Below are 18,443 nucleotides of genomic sequence, written 5' to 3' on the forward strand. Positions count from 1 at the left end.
TCCCTTCGCATGCGCTTTTATTTGGCGTACGTGATGGTACTTTAACTCTTTTGGTCTAAAAGGCAGAGTCTGCTTTTTGGACCTTTTTTCGTTCCTATAACGGGTGAAAAAAGACAGCGGAGGAGAGAACATCATGTTAAAAAAAGCAGGTTTAATGGCAGCAGCGGTCTTGATGGCGGTCGCTCTAACTGGATGGAACGGCACGGCTACACAGGAAAAAAAGGCGTACGCTAAAAGCAAGAACCCGATTATCATTCAAGGGCCGATGCCCATTGAGGCAGAGAACCTCGCAAAGCGATTGGACTCCGTAAAAGTGGAGAAATCCGGTACGTTCGTGTTTTACAAAGGAACGCTGGACGGTTATCCGGTGATTGTAGCGAAAACGGGCAAAGGGATGGAGAACACGGCGGCCGCTACGGCTATTGCGATTGAGCGTTACAAGCCTTCTGCGATCATTAACCAAGGAACATCTGGCGGACATGATGCGGATCTTAACGTATATGACATCGTGCTTGGAAAGCGCACGGTTAACCTAGGCGCACTGAAGACAACGAGCAAGCTAGCTGGCGAAGGAATCGACCCGACAACGTGGATTCCGATGGACTTGATGGCGAGCGAGGGAAGTGCGGGCGAGGATCCGAATGCGGAAAAAGCGCGCTATTATGAAGGAGATGCGGAGCTGCTTGCTGCGGCACACGCAGTAAAGGACACGTATAAGAAAGGCAAGGTTGTGGAAGGGACGATCGGTTCAGCGGATGTTTGGAACAATGAAGTGGACCGCATCAACTGGTTCCATGAAAAGTTCGGAAGCTCGGTCGAGGAGATGGAAGGCGCGGCTGCGGCACAGATGGCCAAAGCGTATGATGTGCCGTTCCTTGGAATCCGCGTACTATCTAACAACAAGGTAAACGGCGGAAAGTATGACCCGAAGACGGCCGCAGCCAATCAAGAGTACGTGTATGAAGTGGTGAAGAAATATATCGCACAGAATCAATAAATCTCATATGAAAAGCCTTCGAACGTCCAGCCTGCTGGATGGTCGAAGGCTTTTTAACACTATAGAAAAGTAAAATTTTTTTGCGAGTTGATTACTCGACGTGGCAAAAAAGTTAACGTACATAGTGTAAGGGCAACTAAGGCTGACTTAAAGACATAGCGTCAGCCAAGTGTTCTTTAAATGTCCACGCGGGCTGGAAATAGAGAATGTACCGGACGCCGTTACGAAAGTCTAATAACGCCCCACCAGGTTTCCCACGTGTTTTCTCGTACGGCGTATTCTTGCACGGTCCAAAAGACAGAGTCATCGGCCGGATCAATCATTGTAGCGCTGTAATCTCCCCAGCGATTGCGTGTCCCAGAGTAGGTTTTGAAATAAGAAGCCTGCCCCTGCCTCATGAGTGCTACGGGCTGAGTGAAGCCTGCCGGATCAGTTCCAAGCCGGCTCGTGTAAAAGGCGCTGGCATACTCATTGGGTGATGAGCCGCTAAAGCCAACCACAACATGATTTTCAGCGTTAACCGCTAGCGAAGGATAATAAAACGAACGGCTACCATCGCGTATTCGCCCTTGCTGTATGACGGTGGAAGAAACCGGATCGATTTGGTACCATGCTGCCTCGGCTCTTCTGCCATCATCACTAGCGACGGCGTGCGTGGTCCATATGGAACGGTTGCGATATACGGCTTGAAGAAGCCTTCCGTCACCCGTGTCAATTCCTTGTGTGGAATCCTTTTGTGAAGCGTTTGGCGGATCTTGAAATCTGTCTACCCGCACACTAGGCAGTACTTTCCAGAAATGTTCGCCGCTATCGAAGAAAATTCGATAGAGAGAAATAGCGTTCGGAAAATCAGCGGAAACAAGGTATTGATTGGTTGTTTCCTCGCTGTATACCTGTGCCGGAACGGTAGTGAAGCCGATAGAGTCAGGGTTATAAAAGTAGACATAAGAGGAGATCAAATCATATAAATCCGATTTGTTAAAAACCCACACCTTCACTCCGTCAAATCCATCGCCAGAAATAAACATGTTCGCTGTAACGTATAGAAATTCAGTGTTAAAGCTAATATTCGGATAATCGGCCCAAAGGTCGCCTCTTCCGTTTTCCTCAGTCACACTTGCGTCTATCGCATGGTAAGTCCACGTGAATGGATTACCAGGCTCGGATGCCGCAAGAAGCAAATAGTTTGGAGCGGTACTCCCGGCTATCGATACCATGAAAAACCGATTCGTGGACGCATCATAAAGTATTTTGGGATCAAATGCATTGACGGTACCAGGCTGAATCATACCTGTCGGCGACCAAAATTCGTTTAATGTAGCAGAATACAGTTGGTCGTTCGTTGCACGGCTGTTCACTTGAACTTTGCCGTTAACCGCGTTCACGACATAGGTTTGATCGATTGCCCCGTTTGTATCCGGCGGTATGAAGGTGTTGTCTGTTACTCCTTTAAAGCTGTCGATAAGAGTAGCGGATGAAACGGAATTCTTATTCAATTTCTTTAATCTTGACGTAGGAGAAGCCGGGAAAATTCTTTTTTGAAGCGAGACCTTAACGGCGGCCTTAGAGCGGTGTTTTCCTTTTTTTCCTGATAATGGCTGAATTGCGCTGTTTTCTTGAGTGTTTTTATTTTTAAGGCGATTTCTTGTTTTACGATGCAAATGATACAGATCCTTTACGTGGAATTTTTTTGTGTACTGTTCACTGTATGCATGCCGCGTGGCGGAGGAGCCGGCAGATGCCTGTTTTTAAAGGAAACGGGTTCTTGAAACAAAAAAGAGCCTTAACCAAATAATTAAGGCAGTCTAATTGCACCCCACCATGTTCCCCATGTGTCGGGAGCAAGCGTATATTCTTGTGTGGTCCAAAAAACCGTATCGTCTGACGGATCGTTCATCGTGGCGCTGTAGTCTCCCCATCTGTCCAGCTCATATGGGGCTAGTCCGTTTTTCAGCCAAATCACAGGACGTGTTGTTCCGAGGGCATCAGACGCGAGGCGGCTTGTGAAAAAGGCGTTCGCGAACTCATTTGGCGACGAGCCGCTGAATCCGATCAGCACATTGTTGACGGAGTTAACGGCAAGAGAAGGGTAGTAATACGAGCGGACGGTGTTGCGGACACGCCCCTGCTGGACAGGCGTTGTTCTTGTCGGACCGAGCTGATACCAGGCGACTTCAGATCGGTTTCCGTCAGCACTGGAAACGGTATGGGTTGTCCAAATCCAGCCGTTGCGGTTGATCGCCTGCAGAAGGCGAGAGTCCCCTGTGTTGATCAAGAACGATGTTCCTTTTTGCGGGGCGTTAGGCGGGAACGGACTGCTCAGCGGAGCGATGGTGATGACTTGAAGCTTCGTCCAGACAGGAACGCCGCTCGGGAACGTGATGCGTGCAAGCTGAAGCTTGTTAAGGCTGAGCTGGGAAACGAGGTACTGCGGGGTGACAGCGTTCGTGAACACCTGTGTCGGCTGTGTAGTAAATTCCGCGCCAGGCGGGTTGTAAAATTCGTTCCATGTGATGCTGCCAGGTGTAAAGAGAGACGTCTTATTAAAAATCCACACCTTTACTGCATCAAATTCGTCTGTGTTAAAAAACATGTTCGCGGTCACGTAAAGCCGCTGATTGTCGATTCCGATGCTCGGATAATCGGCCCAAGAGTTTGTCTGAGTGCTGCCGAATTTGTCCGCATCAATAGCGCGCAGCACCCACGATAACGGGTTGCCAGGCTGGGAAACGCCGACTAAAAGCCAGGAGTTTGGTGCGCTGAACCCTGCCAGCGAAACGATATAAAATCGGTTGGAAAGCCTGTCATACAGTATTTTCGGGTCAAATGCCTCTGTCCCCGGTCCGATAACGCCGGTCGGCTGCCAGAAAAAATCAAGCGTGGATGAACTAAGCTGGGCGCCTGTGACTTTGTCACTCACCGTAAGCCTTCCGTTTACAACCGTGACGAAATGAGCTAGACCGACTGCTCCCATCGTATCCGGAGGAAGAACGCCTGTGTCACTTATGCCTTTGAATCGTTTTAAAACAGTAGCGGCGATAGAGATGGATTTTTGTTTAGTGGGTGTGGATGCGGGCAGAGGGGAAGCGGCGGTGTTCAGCTGGCTTTTCCGGAGAGGAATGGTCGGGGCGTAGAGGCGTTTTAATTGAATGGGACTGCCGGGTGAAAACCGCATTATCGTAAGCCCTGTAACACTTTCTGCCAAGGTCATATCAATCCTTTCATGTGATGTATTTAAAAGCTAGATTAGTATATTCATAGAGCAGATGAAGTGACACGGCTAAGTGTTGGGGGTCCAGTGATGGGGGTCCGGTACCACCCGCTCCTGTCCTGCGCTGTTAAGCCAATGATGGCGGATGGTACCGGACCCCGAAATGGATTACACGCGTTTGCGGCGGTTGTGCAGCAGGCCGTCTGAAGCGGTGTTGGTGCCGGTGACGAAATCTCTCATATGGCAGGAAAGATAGCTGCCATAGCGAATGCCGTGCTGCAAAAGCAGCTCGTCGACGTAATGAGCGCCGTTTGGCACAGGGTCAAGCAGCAGAGAAGCGAGCCCGCCGTAAAGGCCGCAAGCCACTTGAAAGTAGGTGGCGTTCGTCTGATAACGATGATAAATTTCCTTCGTGTTCATCACGTTATACACATATTCTTCTCGGTCCTCGAACACGAGCAGCACACCGACTAAATCTTCACCGTGAACAGGCCCGATATCCGGGTCGATCAGCTGGTGTTCCCAGTCCCACAGCTCGTCCACTCGGTGCAAATTGTCGCGGATCAGGTTCGTCGTATGCTCGTTCACACGGTAAATGAAGCCAAACTCCATGTCGTACAGCTTGCCGAGTGACAACACTTCTTCATGGGGCATCAAGCACCCTTTAAACGATACATCCCCGAGTGTCACGCTGTATTCCGTCCGATACACATCTTCATATAAATAAAGCGGCACCTGATTGGCGACATACATCGGATAGCTCAGGATCGCCTCATCCAAAAAGCATTCTACTGACCACGACGTGTAGATCGTGTCCTTTTTGACAAGACGATCATCTGCAAAGAACGACGTGTCGTGCTCTACGATATAACAGGCTTTTGGCTTGTCCTTTTTATGCTTTTGTAGAAGTTCATGCGCCATCCACTGCACCACACCAGGATTCATGCCCGACCCGATAATCGCCTTCGTGTTCGTGAAGTTCTGCTTCACCTCTTCAAAACGCTTAAAGCGCTCAGACAGCGGAAATCCGTAAAGTGTCGGGTCATCATCCACGGCCGTATTCTCTAGTGCTGAATTGATGTATGAAACACCGAACTCATTGCAGCACGTGAGCATCTGAATCGTATCCGCCCATGAGACATCCACAACGATGGAGGTTTGAGTTGTTTTTAAATGATGCTTAAATGCTTCTATATCCTGCAGATTGAACTCATAGAGCTTGATCTGATTAGTTAAATGAGGAAACCGTCTTTCATAATAAGTCGTGTCCTTTTGTTTCATATCAATTAAATGAAATGTTGATTGCTGCAATGTATGGTGGAGCGGATCGTTACCATCCTGCACAGCTTGGTTCAAAATGGACAAAATGGCTTTCGCCACGCCGCCCCCGCTGCCGAGAATCGTCAGTTGAGTGCTCAATATCATCTTCCTTTCATCACAAAAAGCCGTAATACACTAGTTTATGCGGCCAATGTTAGATCGGTATGGTTAGATGAAGGAGGTGATTAGCCAAAAAAGCGGCGAAATGAGGCGTTATTTTGGCTTGGCGTACAGGGCGCGGGCGCGTTCTACATAAGTGCGAGCGCAAAACGGGAAAGCGCAGGTCACATCAGACAAAGCGCGGGTCAAATCTACACAGTCGCGGGCTACTAACGGAAATCCGCGGCCTTTATTCCATTATTTACTAAAAAGTAACTATAGGACCCCATTATGCTTGAATTATGCTTCAGGGGTCCGGTACTACCCGGCTTTTTATGGCGCTATTAAGCCACTATCAGCTCACTCGTACCGGACCCCTGACTTCGCACCTGACTTCCACCTGACTTCTCTGAGATTCCTGACTTTCCTGAGGCCACTGACTTCTCTGAAACCCCTGACTTCCCTGAAACCCGTAACGATTCAACTTTAAAAGCCTTGAAAACCAATACCTCCCCTCGGCTGATGAGCAGAGGGGAGGTATTGGTTTTCAAGGGACATATACCGTTTTTAAATGGTTACTTTTGATATACATGGTTTCTCCGTTTAGCGTTTGCAGTTCAATCATGCTGCTTTCTACTTTTTTCAGCCACCCTACTTTATCTGGATCTTCTTCCATATCGAAGATGACGAGGCGGCCTTCGAGTTTCTTTAGCTGTTCTTCCCAAGAACGGCTGAGTGGAGCGGATGAAACAGGGATGTCCACGGAGAAGGGGATTTGGTCGTTCTCGTAGAATGTCAGCCATTTTAAATGATAGAACGAAATGTACAGTGTCTTGTAAATCGGTGAATAGTACGTAAAGTAATCGCTTAGAACGTGGGTGATGTAGCCTTGTATATCCTTTTTGCCGGCGACGTGTATACGTGTCAGCAATCCTTTTGCGTTTGTTAAGGTTGAACGGTATGAAATCGTTTTTTCCTGTTTCGTTGCGGATAGAGCGCTGTTAGGGCTCATCTCCAGATCAGCGCTGTGGCTTAGCCTTATTTTATGAATATGCAGGAGAGGAATGTATTGAAAGTGACTGCCATCGTTTATGACCAGAATATCATTTCCTAAATCGGTCAGTATGCCTTCAAATACTTTTCCTCCTGTCATTCTGATGTAGACGGTTTTATGCAGTAATGGCTTTAATTGATTCAAACGTATTCTCTCCTGAATTTTGATTAAACGTTTATAAAGAAAAGATGAATTGCACCCAGCCGTATAACAATAGCAGCGTAACCATCATGGTTAATGGGACGACGATCAGCGATACGCGTAAATAATCCTTCCATTTTATCTTTATCTTGTTTTGCCTCAGGATATGCATCCAGATAAGGGAGGCTAGTGTGCCGATTGGGAGGAGCAAGGACCCGATGTCACTTCCGATAATGCTTGCCAGATACATCGTTTTTAATGTGATGGGATCAAGGTTCATTTCTGTAAGCGTAATGGTTCCAATGAGCAAAGCCGGGTGGTTGTTAAAGAAATTTGAAAGAAGAGTGACCAGCGCGCCCATGAGGAAGGTGGCTTGAAACAGCCCTTGGTCGACGATGGGCACACATATCTTCAACAAAAGGTCCGTTAAGCCGGAATTGTGCAATCCGTAAATGATGACATACATAGAAAAAGCGAAAATAAGAATGTGCCACGGCGTTTTTTTCAAGATATCGACGGGGTTTGTGCCAAGGCGGTGCCATCTCCATAACAGCAATATGATCGAACCGAGAACCGCAACTAATTCAATCGGAATGGAAAGGTAGGAAGCGATAAATAGAGAACAGCGAATAAGGAAGACGAACAGCAGGATCTTTAACATGAAGGTGCTGCGACTCTTCTTTTCGTTAGAAGAAATGGTCCCTTTAAGAGGATGATAGTTTTTCGTGAAAAATCGTTCTTCAATATCGTGAGCGGCCTGAGGCAGCTTCACCGGCAGCTGCTTCTTGACGAGGAGATACATCAGATAAGACATGAACAGCAAACCGAGCATGGCAGGAACGAACATCATGGCCGTATGCTCTAAGAGCGTCATGTGTACGATCTTCAGCGCGATCAGATTGACGATGTTGCTGACACCGATCGGCGTACTTGCTGCAGTGGCAATCAGGGCGCCTGTGAGAAGGTAGGGGATTTGCTGATGCGGCTTCAATCCTAGATTTCTAAGAAGAAGAATGAGGATAGGTGTCGTAATTAAAATGCTTCCATCGTTATTGAATAGCAGTGTCATCAGAAAACATAATAGTTGAATGTACCAATACAAGCGGTAGCCTGAACGGTTTGCTAAAGCGGTGAGCCGGGCAGCGGTCCAATGAAAGAATCCGAAGCTCTCTAATATAACGGCCATGACAATGGTCGACAAGATTGTAATGGAGGCGCCGCCAATCTTATGAATGATGTCATACACATCAGCCTGTGACACAACGCCTGTTAACAGAATGATCAATGCCCCTATAGAAGCAGGCCAAGCCTCATTCAACCCCTTTGGCCGCCAAAAGATGATAAGGGTGGCTATAAGGAATACAAAAACCGAAATCAATTCGTGAATGTTCATCGTGTTCCTTTCGTGATTAAGAAAATTCAAGTGCTTAGTTACTTGTCCTTTTAGGATATTCAAGCAAACGATTATTGCGTGGGTAACCGACTAGCAAAAAAAATTTGGTTGAATAACCAGCAGAGAATATATGGGTAAGCGCACAGCAACTCTATAGCGGCAGTATGAATTAGAAATTTATGAACATTATTTGAAACTTAAATAATATGTTTCCGACTATTTTTTACAAAAAACAAGGAAAAGTGAAGGAACGTTAAGAAGTTAACAAGGATACATTTTTTTCAATCCGGCATTCTGTCACCAGGCTGCTGTAGCATAGATAAGGGGGAGTTTTCCGAATGAAGATCATGAAGCATGAAGTGTCTGAGTACCACCCTAAACTAAATGAAGTTATCAAAAATGTAGAGCGCGTGATGGTCGGGAAGAAAAAGATTACCGAGCTGAGCCTTGTTTCGCTGCTCGCTGGCGGCCACGTACTCCTTGAGGACGTGCCGGGCGTGGGGAAAACGATGATGGTGCGCTCGATCGCCAAGTCGCTCGGGCTTAAATTCAACCGTATCCAATTCACCCCAGACCTTTTGCCGTCTGATATCACTGGTGTTTCCATATTCAATCAAAAAGAGATGGAGTTCGAGTTCCGACCAGGACCGCTCCTTGGCAATGTTATCCTCGCGGACGAGATCAACCGGACGTCGCCAAAGACACAATCGGCGCTGCTTGAGTCCATGGAAGAGAAAAGCATGACGGTGGATGGGCAGACGTACACGCTTCCCGATCCGTTCCTCGTCATGGCCACCCAAAATCCGCTTGAATACGAAGGGACGTACCCGCTGCCAGAAGCGCAGCTCGACCGTTTTCTCATGAAGCTGTCGATGGGCTATCCGTCGGTGGAAGAGGAGCTGAACGTGCTCGATTTGATCGGTCGCGAGCATCCGATCGAGACGATCACGTCGGTCATTTCAGTAGAAGAGCTGCTGCAGCTGAAGGAAGATATGAAATCCATATACGTGTCCGAGCCGGTAAAGCGATATATCGTCGAGCTCATTAGCCGCACGCGTAACCATCGCTCGATCTACCTTGGCGTCAGTCCGCGCGGATCGCTTGCGCTCATGAAGGCAGGCCAGGCGTTTGCGCTGCTCATGAACCGTGAATTTGTCATTCCGGATGACATCAAGTATTTGGCGCCGTTTGTTCTGACACACCGCATTTTATTAAAGCCGGAAGCCCGATTTGAAGGAACGACACCTGAAGAAGTCGTGAAGGAGCTGCTATCAAGAGTGCCGGTTCCAATCACGAAGGAACAAAGTGTGTGATGAAGAAGCGGTGGATGGCGTTGCGCAGCAAGTATAAAGCGCCACTCGGCTTTGCGGGAATCCTTCTTCTGCTCGCGCTGGCGTTTTCATATGCGATGTTTCAGGGCGGCTTTGTCAGCTGGTTTTTGTTTTACAGTGTGCTTCCATTTGTTCTGTATTCCATCATGATGGGCTTCTATCCGACCGGCCGGTTGAGCGCGACACGTGAGATTTCCAAGGAAATGCTCATGGCAGGGGAAGAACTGATCGTGACCATTAAGATTAGAAGAAAAAGCAACTTTCCGCTTTTTTATATGGTGATCGAAGACTTGATTCCAGACTCCTTGAAAAAGGTGGCGCATGCTGCGGGCAAAGCGCATCAGCAGCAGTCACGGGTGCTTCTTTTTCCATTGTTCAAAAAAGAGATGACGTTCACGTACCGTATTGAACCAGCGCCAAGAGGAGTGTTCGAGTTCGATGCGATCGCGCTGAAAACAGGTGATCTCTTCGGCTTCGTCCATCGCAAGGCGGTCGTGATGCAGCCGGATAAAGTGTTCGTGTACCCTCGCTATCAGGAAATTGAGCGGTGGGAAGCGGGAAAAATGCAGCAAAGCGGCTCGAAAAAAGCAGGCCGCCGTTCGCTGTCTGACTTCACGTCAAGTGTGAGTGTGCGCGAATACGTGCCGGGTGACCGGATGGCGTGGCTGCACTGGAAGGCGAGTGCGCGTTCCAACAAGCTGCTCACAAAGGTGTTCGAGCATCAGCGCAACGATGATTATTGCCTCGTGCTGGATCAGAGCGCGAAAAGCTATGGCAGCCAGAGCTGGCTGTTCGAGCGCGGTGTGTCGTTTACCGCATCGCTCAGCCATTATTCCATTTCTAAAGGCGGAGCGATCGGGCTTGAGAACTTGAAGGGCGGTGACGGTGTCGCAATCGCCAGCGGCACGGAGCAGCAGTGGCGCGTGCTGCACGAGCTCGCCAAGGTTGAGCATGACATGAAAGAACCATTTGATGAGGCGCTTAGACGCCATTTCCTATCTGGCGCCTTAGAGGGAAAGACAGCCGTCATCATCTCGCCGCGTCTTGATGAAAATGTTGTCAAGATGCTTGAGATGACAGCAGTGCGGAACGCCAATCTGCTGTTCTTTTACCTTGCGCCTGACAGGAAACTGACGGCAGGTGAGCTCACATTTTTGAACAGGATGAACCATGCGTCGATCTATGCGACGGCGATTAATGGCCCTGACTTCAGTGAATCGTTAAAGGCAGGTGTAACGTATGCAACCGTCTAACCTTAATGGCGGGGAAACCTCGTCTTTTCATAAAATCGTGCTGTACGGACTTGGCTTTTTGCTTTTGTGGGAATGGCTGCGGCCGATCGGTGAGCTGACCGATACATCTGACATCCAGATTTTTGTCATGTTCGCGGCGTTTTTGTTTATCGTGACGTATTTTCAGTTTCCGTTCTGGATTTCGTTTCCGGTAAAGCTGGCTGCGATGATGTACGCGGTACACTCGATGTTTTTTTCAGACGTCTTCCTGTCATTCCGATGGGTGCCGTATTTTATAGAAGATCTGCAAGCGAACCTGCAGTTTATCGCGGACCGTGAGTGGGACAGCATGACGTCGCTTGGGCGATCGTTTCTGTTCTTTGTCCTGCTTTGGATCGTCAGCTATCTGATGCATTATTGGCTCATCCAGACGAAGAAGATCTTCTTCTTTTTCTTCCTGACGATTCTGTACATTACCGTCCTCGATACGTTTGCCGGGTACGATGCGGCAGTCGCGATCGTACGCGTTGTGTTCATCGGACTCGTGCTCACGGGCATACTGCGAATGATGAAGATCATTGAAGCAGAAGGGTTTTCTTTGCTAAAAGGGAAATTCCCTGTTCTGTGGATGATGCCGCTGACCGTGGTTATCGCCCTCTCCTCGTTTCTCGGGTATATTGCGCCAAAAGCAGAGCCCCAATGGCCTGATCCGGTTTCGTTCATCACGAAATCAGGCGAAGATGAAGACGAAACAGAAGGGTCTGGCGGCAAAGGCATCTCGAAAATCGGATATGGCACGAACGACCGGAGGCTTGGCGGCCCATTCGAGTTCGACTACACGCCTGTATTCACCGTGCTAGATAACGGCAAGCATTATTGGAAGGTCGAGACGAAGGATGTGTATACCGGCAGAGGGTGGGAATCGTCCTCACGCGAGCAGTACCCAATTGCCAATACAGAATCGTACAGCCCGTCCTCTGAATTATTGCGCCAGCTGGATCCGGCTGTGAAGAAGACGGATCACAAGGCTGCTGTTACAGGACAGAAGATTAAATATCCGTTTGTCTTGAATCCTGGCAGCTTGCAAAGTGTGCAAATACCTGATCAAGCGGTTGAGCTTCACGAAAATATCGTGACAGGAAAGCTATTTACGAAACAAGATGGTATGGAGGTGCTGATGGACAGCTATGAGCTCACCTATCAGCTGCCTGTTTTGAAAGAAGCAGACGTAAAAGCGAGCGGGTCTGATTATCCGGCTTATATTACGGATAACTACTTGCAGCTCCCTGAATCTTTGCCAGAACGCGTGAAAACCCTCGCGCAGTCGATCGTGAAAGACAAACCGACCATTTATGAAAAAGTTAAAGAGGTTGAAGGTTACTTCGCGGCGGAAGGCTTCGGGTATAACACAACAGACGTAAAGGTCCCCAAAAAAGGGCAGGATTACGTTGATCAATTTTTGTTTGAAACGAATATCGGCTATTGCGATAACTTCTCGACATCAATGGTCGTGATGCTCCGATCCGTCGGCATTCCGGCGCGCTGGGTAAAAGGCTTCACACAAGGCGAATACGAAAAAACGCTCGATGATGGCATGAAGGAATACACCGTCACGAACGCGAACGCTCACTCATGGGTCGAGGTATATTTCGAGGGAGTCGGCTGGCTGCCGTTCGAGCCGACACGAGGGTTCTCCAACCCGACAGCGTTTGAGGTAGACAGGTCAAGTACACCAGTCGCTGCTGCCCCGAAACCAGAGCCGAAAAAAGAGAAAGACGTTCAGGAAAAGGATGCCTCTAAAGAGGAGAACGGCACCTTCAATTGGAGTGAATGGGTCCGCAAAACAGCTCTGTTCGCTGGTGCAACACTTCTCGTGGGCGCCGCGCTAGCGTATCTGTTCCGCAAACGCTGGATGAGGGAATATATCCTTTGGCGCTTTAAACACAAAAAGGGGTCCGGTACGTTTTCAGAGGCCTTTGAGAGGCTGATCTGGCTGCTGAACTTCTACGGCATCAAGCGCCAGCCAGCTTTCACGCTGCGGGAATACGCGCTTCATGTGGACCGCGCGCTTGATACGAAGGACATGAAGATTCTGGCGAAAGCGTATGAGAATCTTCAATACAGCGGCAAAGAGCAGACGAAAGACCATTGGAACGAGACAAACCGAAAATTGTGGGAAAATTTAATTAAAAGAATCCGCCCTTGACCGCTATAAAGCGCATTGTTAGAATGGCTTTAAGATTATAGCGTCAGAATATATTTCTCCTTCGTATATCCTCGAAAATAAGGTTCGAGAGTCTCTACCGGGTTACCGTAAACAACCTGACTATGAAGGCAGGATTCTTTATAGTTGCGAAAAGAATTCTGCCTTTGTTTTTTTATGATAAAAACAGAGGCAGAATTTTTTTGTTTTACTGACGGATACTATATGAAGAATTTTCTAGATGGGGTGAGAACATGGACGTAACAAGCGAAATGATCGTCGTTCTTGATTTCGGCGGTCAATACAATCAGCTGATAGCACGACGTATCCGTGACTTGGGGGTATACAGCGAGCTGCATCCGCACACAACAACGGCGGAAGACATTAAGAAGATGAACCCGAAAGGCATCATTTTCTCAGGCGGCCCGAACTCGGTGTACGCAGAGGGTGCGCCTCGCTGTGACGAAGCGATCTTTGAACTCGGCATTCCGGTTCTTGGCATCTGCTACGGCATGCAGCTGATGAGCCACCATTTCGGCGGGAAAGTAGAGCGTGCGAACCACCGCGAGTACGGCAAGGCGGAGATCACAATCTCGAACATGAACAAAATGTATGCCGACCTTCCTGAGAAGCAGGTTGTGTGGATGAGCCACAGTGACCTTGTTGTCGCGCCGCCGGCTGGTTTCTTGACGGACGCAACGAGCATTTCCTGCCCGGTCGCAGGAATGAGCGACGTATCACGCAAGCTTTACGGTGTACAGTTCCACCCAGAAGTGCGCCACTCTGAGTACGGAATTGAGCTGCTGAAGAACTTCGTGTTCGCGGTATGCGAGTGTGAGGGCAACTGGACAATGGAAAACTGGATCGAAGACGAAATTCAGAAAATTCGTGACGTTGTCGGCGATAAGAAAGTTTTATGCGCGATGAGTGGCGGAGTCGATTCGTCTGTTGTAGCCGTGCTCGTTCACAAAGCGATCGGCGACCAGCTGACGTGTATTTTCGTTGATCACGGCCTGCTTCGTAAGGACGAAGCTGACCAGGTGATGAAAACCTTCAGCGAAGGCTTTAACATCAACATCATTAAAGTCGACGCGAAAGACCGCTTCCTAATAAAGCTTGCGGGCATCTCTGATCCTGAGCAAAAGCGTAAGATCATCGGCAACGAGTTCATCTATGTGTTTGATGATGAAGCGTCCAAGCTTGAAGGCATCGAGTACTTGGCGCAAGGCACGCTGTACACAGACATCGTCGAAAGCGGAACAGCAACTGCTCAGACGATCAAATCTCACCATAACGTTGGCGGACTGCCTGAGGACATGCAGTTCAAGCTAATCGAGCCGCTCAACACATTGTTCAAAGACGAGGTTCGTAAAGTCGGCACAGAGCTTGGCATTCCTGAGCACATCGTTTGGCGCCAGCCGTTCCCGGGGCCTGGTCTTGGTATCCGTGTTCTTGGCGCGATTACTGAAGAGAAGCTCGAAATCGTGCGCGAATCCGACTTTATCCTTCGTGAAGAAATCGCGAAAGCAGGTCTTGAGCGCGATGTGTGGCAATATTTCACGGTCCTTCCTGACATCCGAAGCGTCGGTGTAATGGGCGACGCACGCACATACGATTACACAATCGGCATTCGTGCGGTCACATCGATCGACGGCATGACGAGTGACTGGGCTCGCATTCCGTACGATGTGCTCGAGAAGATTTCCACACGCATCGTAAACGAAGTCGACCACATCAACCGCGTCGTGTATGACATCACGTCCAAGCCGCCAGCAACGATTGAGTGGGAATAGGTTAAAACACGAACATTTATATCTATTTTTATAAAAATATTCGGGAATAATGTTGACGGGTGTCGAAAGTCCCGCTATACTAAAACCGAATATAACAAATTGTATATCACGTTCTTCATATAATCTTGGGGATATGGCCCAAAAGTTTCTACCGGACTGCCGTAAATGGTCTGACTATGAAGGAATGTTTTTCGCGAATGCCCGGTTGCTTGCGCTCTTTTGACGCCAGCATACCCGCCATTCGTGCTATTCCTTTATACGTTCAGGCCCTCAGGCATCCACTGAGGGCCTTTTTTATAGGATGAGTGAAGAAACGTATAGGGGGAGCTTAGTCTTGGAACGGTATTTCGCATTTAAAGAGAACAACACTACGTATAAGAAGGAATCGATCGCTGGATTAACAACGTTTTTATCGATGGCGTACATTTTGTTCGTCAACCCGATGGTCCTCGGCGATGCCGGCATGGATAAAGGCGCTGTTTTCACCGCGACCGCACTTGCTGCGGCACTCGGCACACTGATCATGGGTATCATCGCGAAGTACCCGATCGCCCTCGCGCCAGGCATGGGTCTGAACGCATTCTTCGCTTACTCCGTCGTACTTGTCATGGGCATTCCGTGGCAGACTGCGCTCGCTGGAGTGTTCATGTCAGGCATTATCTTTATTTTTATTACTCTGTTTAAAATTCGTGAAACCATCATCAACGCCATCCCGCAGGATTTGAAGTTTGCAGCTGCATCGGGTATTGGACTTTTTATCGCTTTTATCGGATTGAAAAATGCCGGCATTATTGCTGAAAACAAAGCAACGCTCGTCTCACTTGGCGACTTAACGAAGGGTCCGGCACTGCTGGCTATCTTCGGATTCGTGGTTACCATTTTAATGATGGTCCGCAACGTACGCGGCGGCATCTTTTACGGTATGGTATTGACCGCGATCGCAGGCATCTCGTTCGGCTTGATCGACGCACCGACTAAAATTGTTGGGGCGATCCCAAGCCTGGAGCCGACGTTCGGCCAAGCGTTCAGTCATTTCGACCAGATCTTCACCGTGAAAATGATGATCGTCGTGCTCACATTCTTTATCGTCGATTTCTTTGATACAGCCGGAACGCTCATGGCGGTTGCCTCGCAAGCCGGCATCATGAAGGACAACAAGCTGCCGCGCGCAGGAAAAGCGCTGCTCGCTGACTCTTCTGCTATTGCAGTAGGTGCGGCACTCGGTACATCGTCCACAACAGCATACATTGAGTCAGCATCTGGCGTTGCCGCCGGCGGACGCACGGGCTTCACATCAGTCGTAACAGGCGGATTGTTCCTGCTGGCACTGTTCTTCTCGCCATTGTTGGTTGTCGTCACACCATCTGTTACCGCACCAGCTCTTATTATCGTCGGCGTGCTTATGGTTTCCGTTCTTCGCAAAATTGAATGGGAGAAGCTAGAGATCGCGGTTCCAGCTTTCTTGACGCTTATCGCCATGCCGCTCACATACAGCATTGCAACAGGAATCGCGCTCGGATTCGTCATGTACCCTGTCACGATGACCGTGAAAGGCCGCGTAAAAGAAGTACACCCGATTATGTGGGTCTTGTTCTTGATCTTTATCAGTTATTTTGTGTTTTTAGTGGAATAGTCTATGGTTTTGAAGAAAAGCCCCCGTTTGTGGGGCTTTTTTCTGTATTTGAATGTGGTCTAATGAGCGTGTTGCATCATTTTTCAGGATTGTTGTGACACTTTCCGGAAAAGTCACGACACTTCTGAGAAAAGTCGCAGCAATTTTAGCGTTTTTCACAGCACTTTAGCAAAATCTCAAAACAATTCATTAGCGGTCTTTCTATATAAAGGGTCATATGGCTTTTTACTTACATCATTTAAGGGGATAATAGAAGAAGATTCGCAGTAAGAAAGGTGAGTGGATATGAGCTACGAAGATCTCGCATTGCACACAGACAAGTATCAGATCAACATGATGTACGCGCACTGGAAGAATGGAACTCATAACAACATCCGCGTTTTTGAGGCGTTTTTCAGGAAAAATCCGTTCAAGAGCGGCTATGCGGTATTCGCTGGATTAGAGCGCATCGTCACTTACATAGAAAAATTGCAGTTCTCAGAAGACGATATCTCTTATTTAAAAGAGCAGGAAGAGAACTATGAAGAAGGCTTTTTTGACGAGCTGCGCCAGTTCAAGTTTTCAGGCGAGCTCTTTGCGGTGAAGGAAGGAACCGTTGTTTTCCAAAACGAGCCGCTGATTCGCATCAAAGCGCGCGTGTTTGAAGCACAGCTGATTGAAACCGCCTTATTGAACTTTATGAACTATCAAACTCTGATTGCCTCAAAGGCAGCCCGTATCCGCCAGGCGGCACCGACCGATGTGCTCATGGAATTCGGAACGCGCCGCGCTCAGGAAGCGGATGCGGCGATATGGGGGGCGCGTGCCGCATACATTGCTGGTTTCGACGCAACATCCAACATGCGCGCCGGCAAGCTGTTCGGCATCCCGACAAAAGGAACGCATGCCCACGCATGGGTGCAGGACCATGACAGCGAAGAGCAGTCGTTTGAGCGCTTTGCCGAAGCGCTTCCCAATCAGAGCGTGTTCCTCGTCGACACCTATGATACGTTAAAAAGCGGGGTGCCCAATGCGATCAAAGTCGGGTTAAAGATGAAAGAACAAGGCAAATCGCTCAAAGGCATCCGTCTCGACAGCGGCGACCTCGCTTATCTGTCTATACAGGCAAGAAAGATGCTGGATGAAGCGGGACTGCATGATGTTGTGATCGTAGCGAGCAACGACTTGGATGAAGACGTTATCGTCGACCTAAAAAATCAAGGCGCCAAGATTACCTCATGGGGAATCGGCACACAGCTCATTACCGCAGCTGACCAGCCGGCGCTTGGCGGTGTCTATAAAGTGGTCGCCAAATACAATGGCGAAGCCTACGAGCCGACCATTAAGATTTCATCTAATGTAGAAAAGATCACCACCCCCGGCTACAAAACGCTGTACCGGATAATTAATAAAGAAGGCAAGGCAGAAGCGGATTATATCGCGATGGTGGATGAAACGGTGCCAACTCATGAATTGAAGCTTTTTGATCCGGTGCATACGTATAAAAGCAAGGTCGTACACGACATAGAAGCGGTCGAGCTGCTTCAGCCGATCTTTTTGGATGGAAAGCGATTGTACGAGCTTCCTTCATTAGAAGAAATTAAAAGCTATCACCAAGAGCAGCTGAACCTGTTCTGGCCAGAGCATCTGCGCCGGTTGAATCCTCAGGAGTACTTTGTCGATCTGTCCGAGAAGGTGTGGCAGACGAAGATGGATCTACTGGCCAAGCATTCGAAATAACGAGTGGATGTCCCCCTTTTAGAAAAAGGGGGATTTATTTTTCGAAAAAGCATTGACGGTCTCTTGCTAGGCTGGTATATTAGTAAACGTTGCTGCTTTAGACGGCGGCAAACACAAACCGGCTTCAAAAATTAATGAAAATTAAGTGTTGACTTCGGTGGTTGAAACATGATAAGATATTTCTTGTCGCTGCTTTAAAGCGATGAAGAAACAAGCTCTTTGAAAACTGAACAAAAGCATAGGTAAGGAATTAAATTAATTCCGTCAGTTTTAAACAAGCAAGAGACAGATTAAACACTTTATTGGAGAGTTTGATC

Annotated in this window: 12 protein-coding genes and 2 riboswitches; of the genes, 7 read left to right on the top strand and 5 right to left on the bottom strand. The window is 48.4% G+C overall.

Annotation, left to right across the window (positions count from 1 at the left end):
* Positions 1-133: 133 nt before the first annotated feature.
* Complete coding sequence (locus ACFQPF_RS13075; RefSeq protein WP_379750183.1) at positions 134-997, top strand: 5'-methylthioadenosine/S-adenosylhomocysteine nucleosidase; 864 nt, start codon at positions 134-136, stop codon at positions 995-997.
* Between the two features lie 221 nt (positions 998-1,218).
* On the opposite strand, the gene ACFQPF_RS13080 is transcribed toward ACFQPF_RS13075, so the two are convergent.
* From ACFQPF_RS13080 to ACFQPF_RS13100, 5 genes are all read right to left on the bottom strand, one after another.
* The gene (locus ACFQPF_RS13080) at positions 1,219-2,493 is read right to left on the bottom strand and encodes a hypothetical protein (RefSeq protein WP_379750184.1); all 1,275 of its coding nucleotides are present in this window, start codon (positions 2,491-2,493) and stop codon (positions 1,219-1,221) included.
* A gap of 299 nt (positions 2,494-2,792) precedes the next feature.
* Positions 2,793-4,202, bottom strand: coding sequence for a hypothetical protein (locus tag ACFQPF_RS13085; RefSeq protein WP_379750185.1), 1,410 nt, complete (start codon positions 4,200-4,202; stop codon positions 2,793-2,795).
* A 174-nt stretch (positions 4,203-4,376) separates the two neighbouring features.
* A complete protein-coding gene (locus ACFQPF_RS13090; RefSeq protein WP_379750186.1) occupies positions 4,377-5,627 on the bottom strand; it encodes an S-adenosylmethionine decarboxylase related protein in 1,251 nt (416 codons plus the stop codon).
* Between the two features lie 547 nt (positions 5,628-6,174).
* Positions 6,175-6,825, bottom strand: coding sequence for an LSm family protein (locus tag ACFQPF_RS13095; protein WP_379750187.1), 651 nt, complete (start codon positions 6,823-6,825; stop codon positions 6,175-6,177).
* A gap of 31 nt (positions 6,826-6,856) precedes the next feature.
* A complete protein-coding gene (locus ACFQPF_RS13100) occupies positions 6,857-8,215 on the bottom strand; it encodes an arsenic transporter (protein WP_379750188.1) in 1,359 nt (452 codons plus the stop codon).
* Positions 8,216-8,553: 338 nt separating this feature from the next.
* Here ACFQPF_RS13100 and ACFQPF_RS13105 point away from each other — a divergent pair, with 338 nt between their 5' ends.
* From ACFQPF_RS13105 to ACFQPF_RS13130, 6 genes are all read left to right on the top strand, one after another.
* Positions 8,554-9,528 carry an AAA family ATPase gene (locus tag ACFQPF_RS13105; RefSeq protein WP_379750189.1) on the top strand — a complete coding sequence of 325 codons (975 nt, stop codon included), beginning with the start codon at positions 8,554-8,556 and terminating at the stop codon, positions 9,526-9,528.
* A complete protein-coding gene (locus ACFQPF_RS13110) occupies positions 9,528-10,799 on the top strand; it encodes a DUF58 domain-containing protein (RefSeq protein WP_379750190.1) in 1,272 nt (423 codons plus the stop codon). The genes ACFQPF_RS13105 and ACFQPF_RS13110 overlap by 1 nt, the downstream gene beginning before the upstream one ends.
* Positions 10,786-12,984, top strand: coding sequence for a DUF4129 domain-containing transglutaminase family protein (locus ACFQPF_RS13115; RefSeq protein ID WP_379750191.1), 2,199 nt, complete (start codon positions 10,786-10,788; stop codon positions 12,982-12,984). The genes ACFQPF_RS13110 and ACFQPF_RS13115 overlap by 14 nt, the downstream gene beginning before the upstream one ends.
* A gap of 41 nt (positions 12,985-13,025) precedes the next feature.
* A riboswitch (purine riboswitch) is annotated at positions 13,026-13,127 on the top strand.
* Positions 13,128-13,235: 108 nt separating this feature from the next.
* Entirely contained in the window at positions 13,236-14,774 is a 1,539-nt protein-coding gene (guaA, locus tag ACFQPF_RS13120) for a glutamine-hydrolyzing GMP synthase (protein WP_379750192.1), read from the top strand.
* Positions 14,775-14,869: 95 nt separating this feature from the next.
* Positions 14,870-14,971, top strand: a riboswitch (purine riboswitch).
* A gap of 137 nt (positions 14,972-15,108) precedes the next feature.
* Positions 15,109-16,407 carry an NCS2 family permease gene (locus tag ACFQPF_RS13125; RefSeq protein WP_379750193.1) on the top strand — a complete coding sequence of 433 codons (1,299 nt, stop codon included), beginning with the start codon at positions 15,109-15,111 and terminating at the stop codon, positions 16,405-16,407.
* Positions 16,408-16,692: 285 nt separating this feature from the next.
* Positions 16,693-18,126: a nicotinate phosphoribosyltransferase gene (locus ACFQPF_RS13130; RefSeq protein ID WP_379750194.1), complete on the top strand. Its 1,434-nt coding sequence runs from the start codon at positions 16,693-16,695 to the stop codon at positions 18,124-18,126.
* Positions 18,127-18,443 lie beyond the last annotated feature (317 nt).

Source organism: Fictibacillus iocasae (assembly GCF_042665465.1).
GTDB classification, from domain to species: Bacteria; Bacillota; Bacilli; order Bacillales; family Fictibacillaceae; genus Fictibacillus; species Fictibacillus iocasae.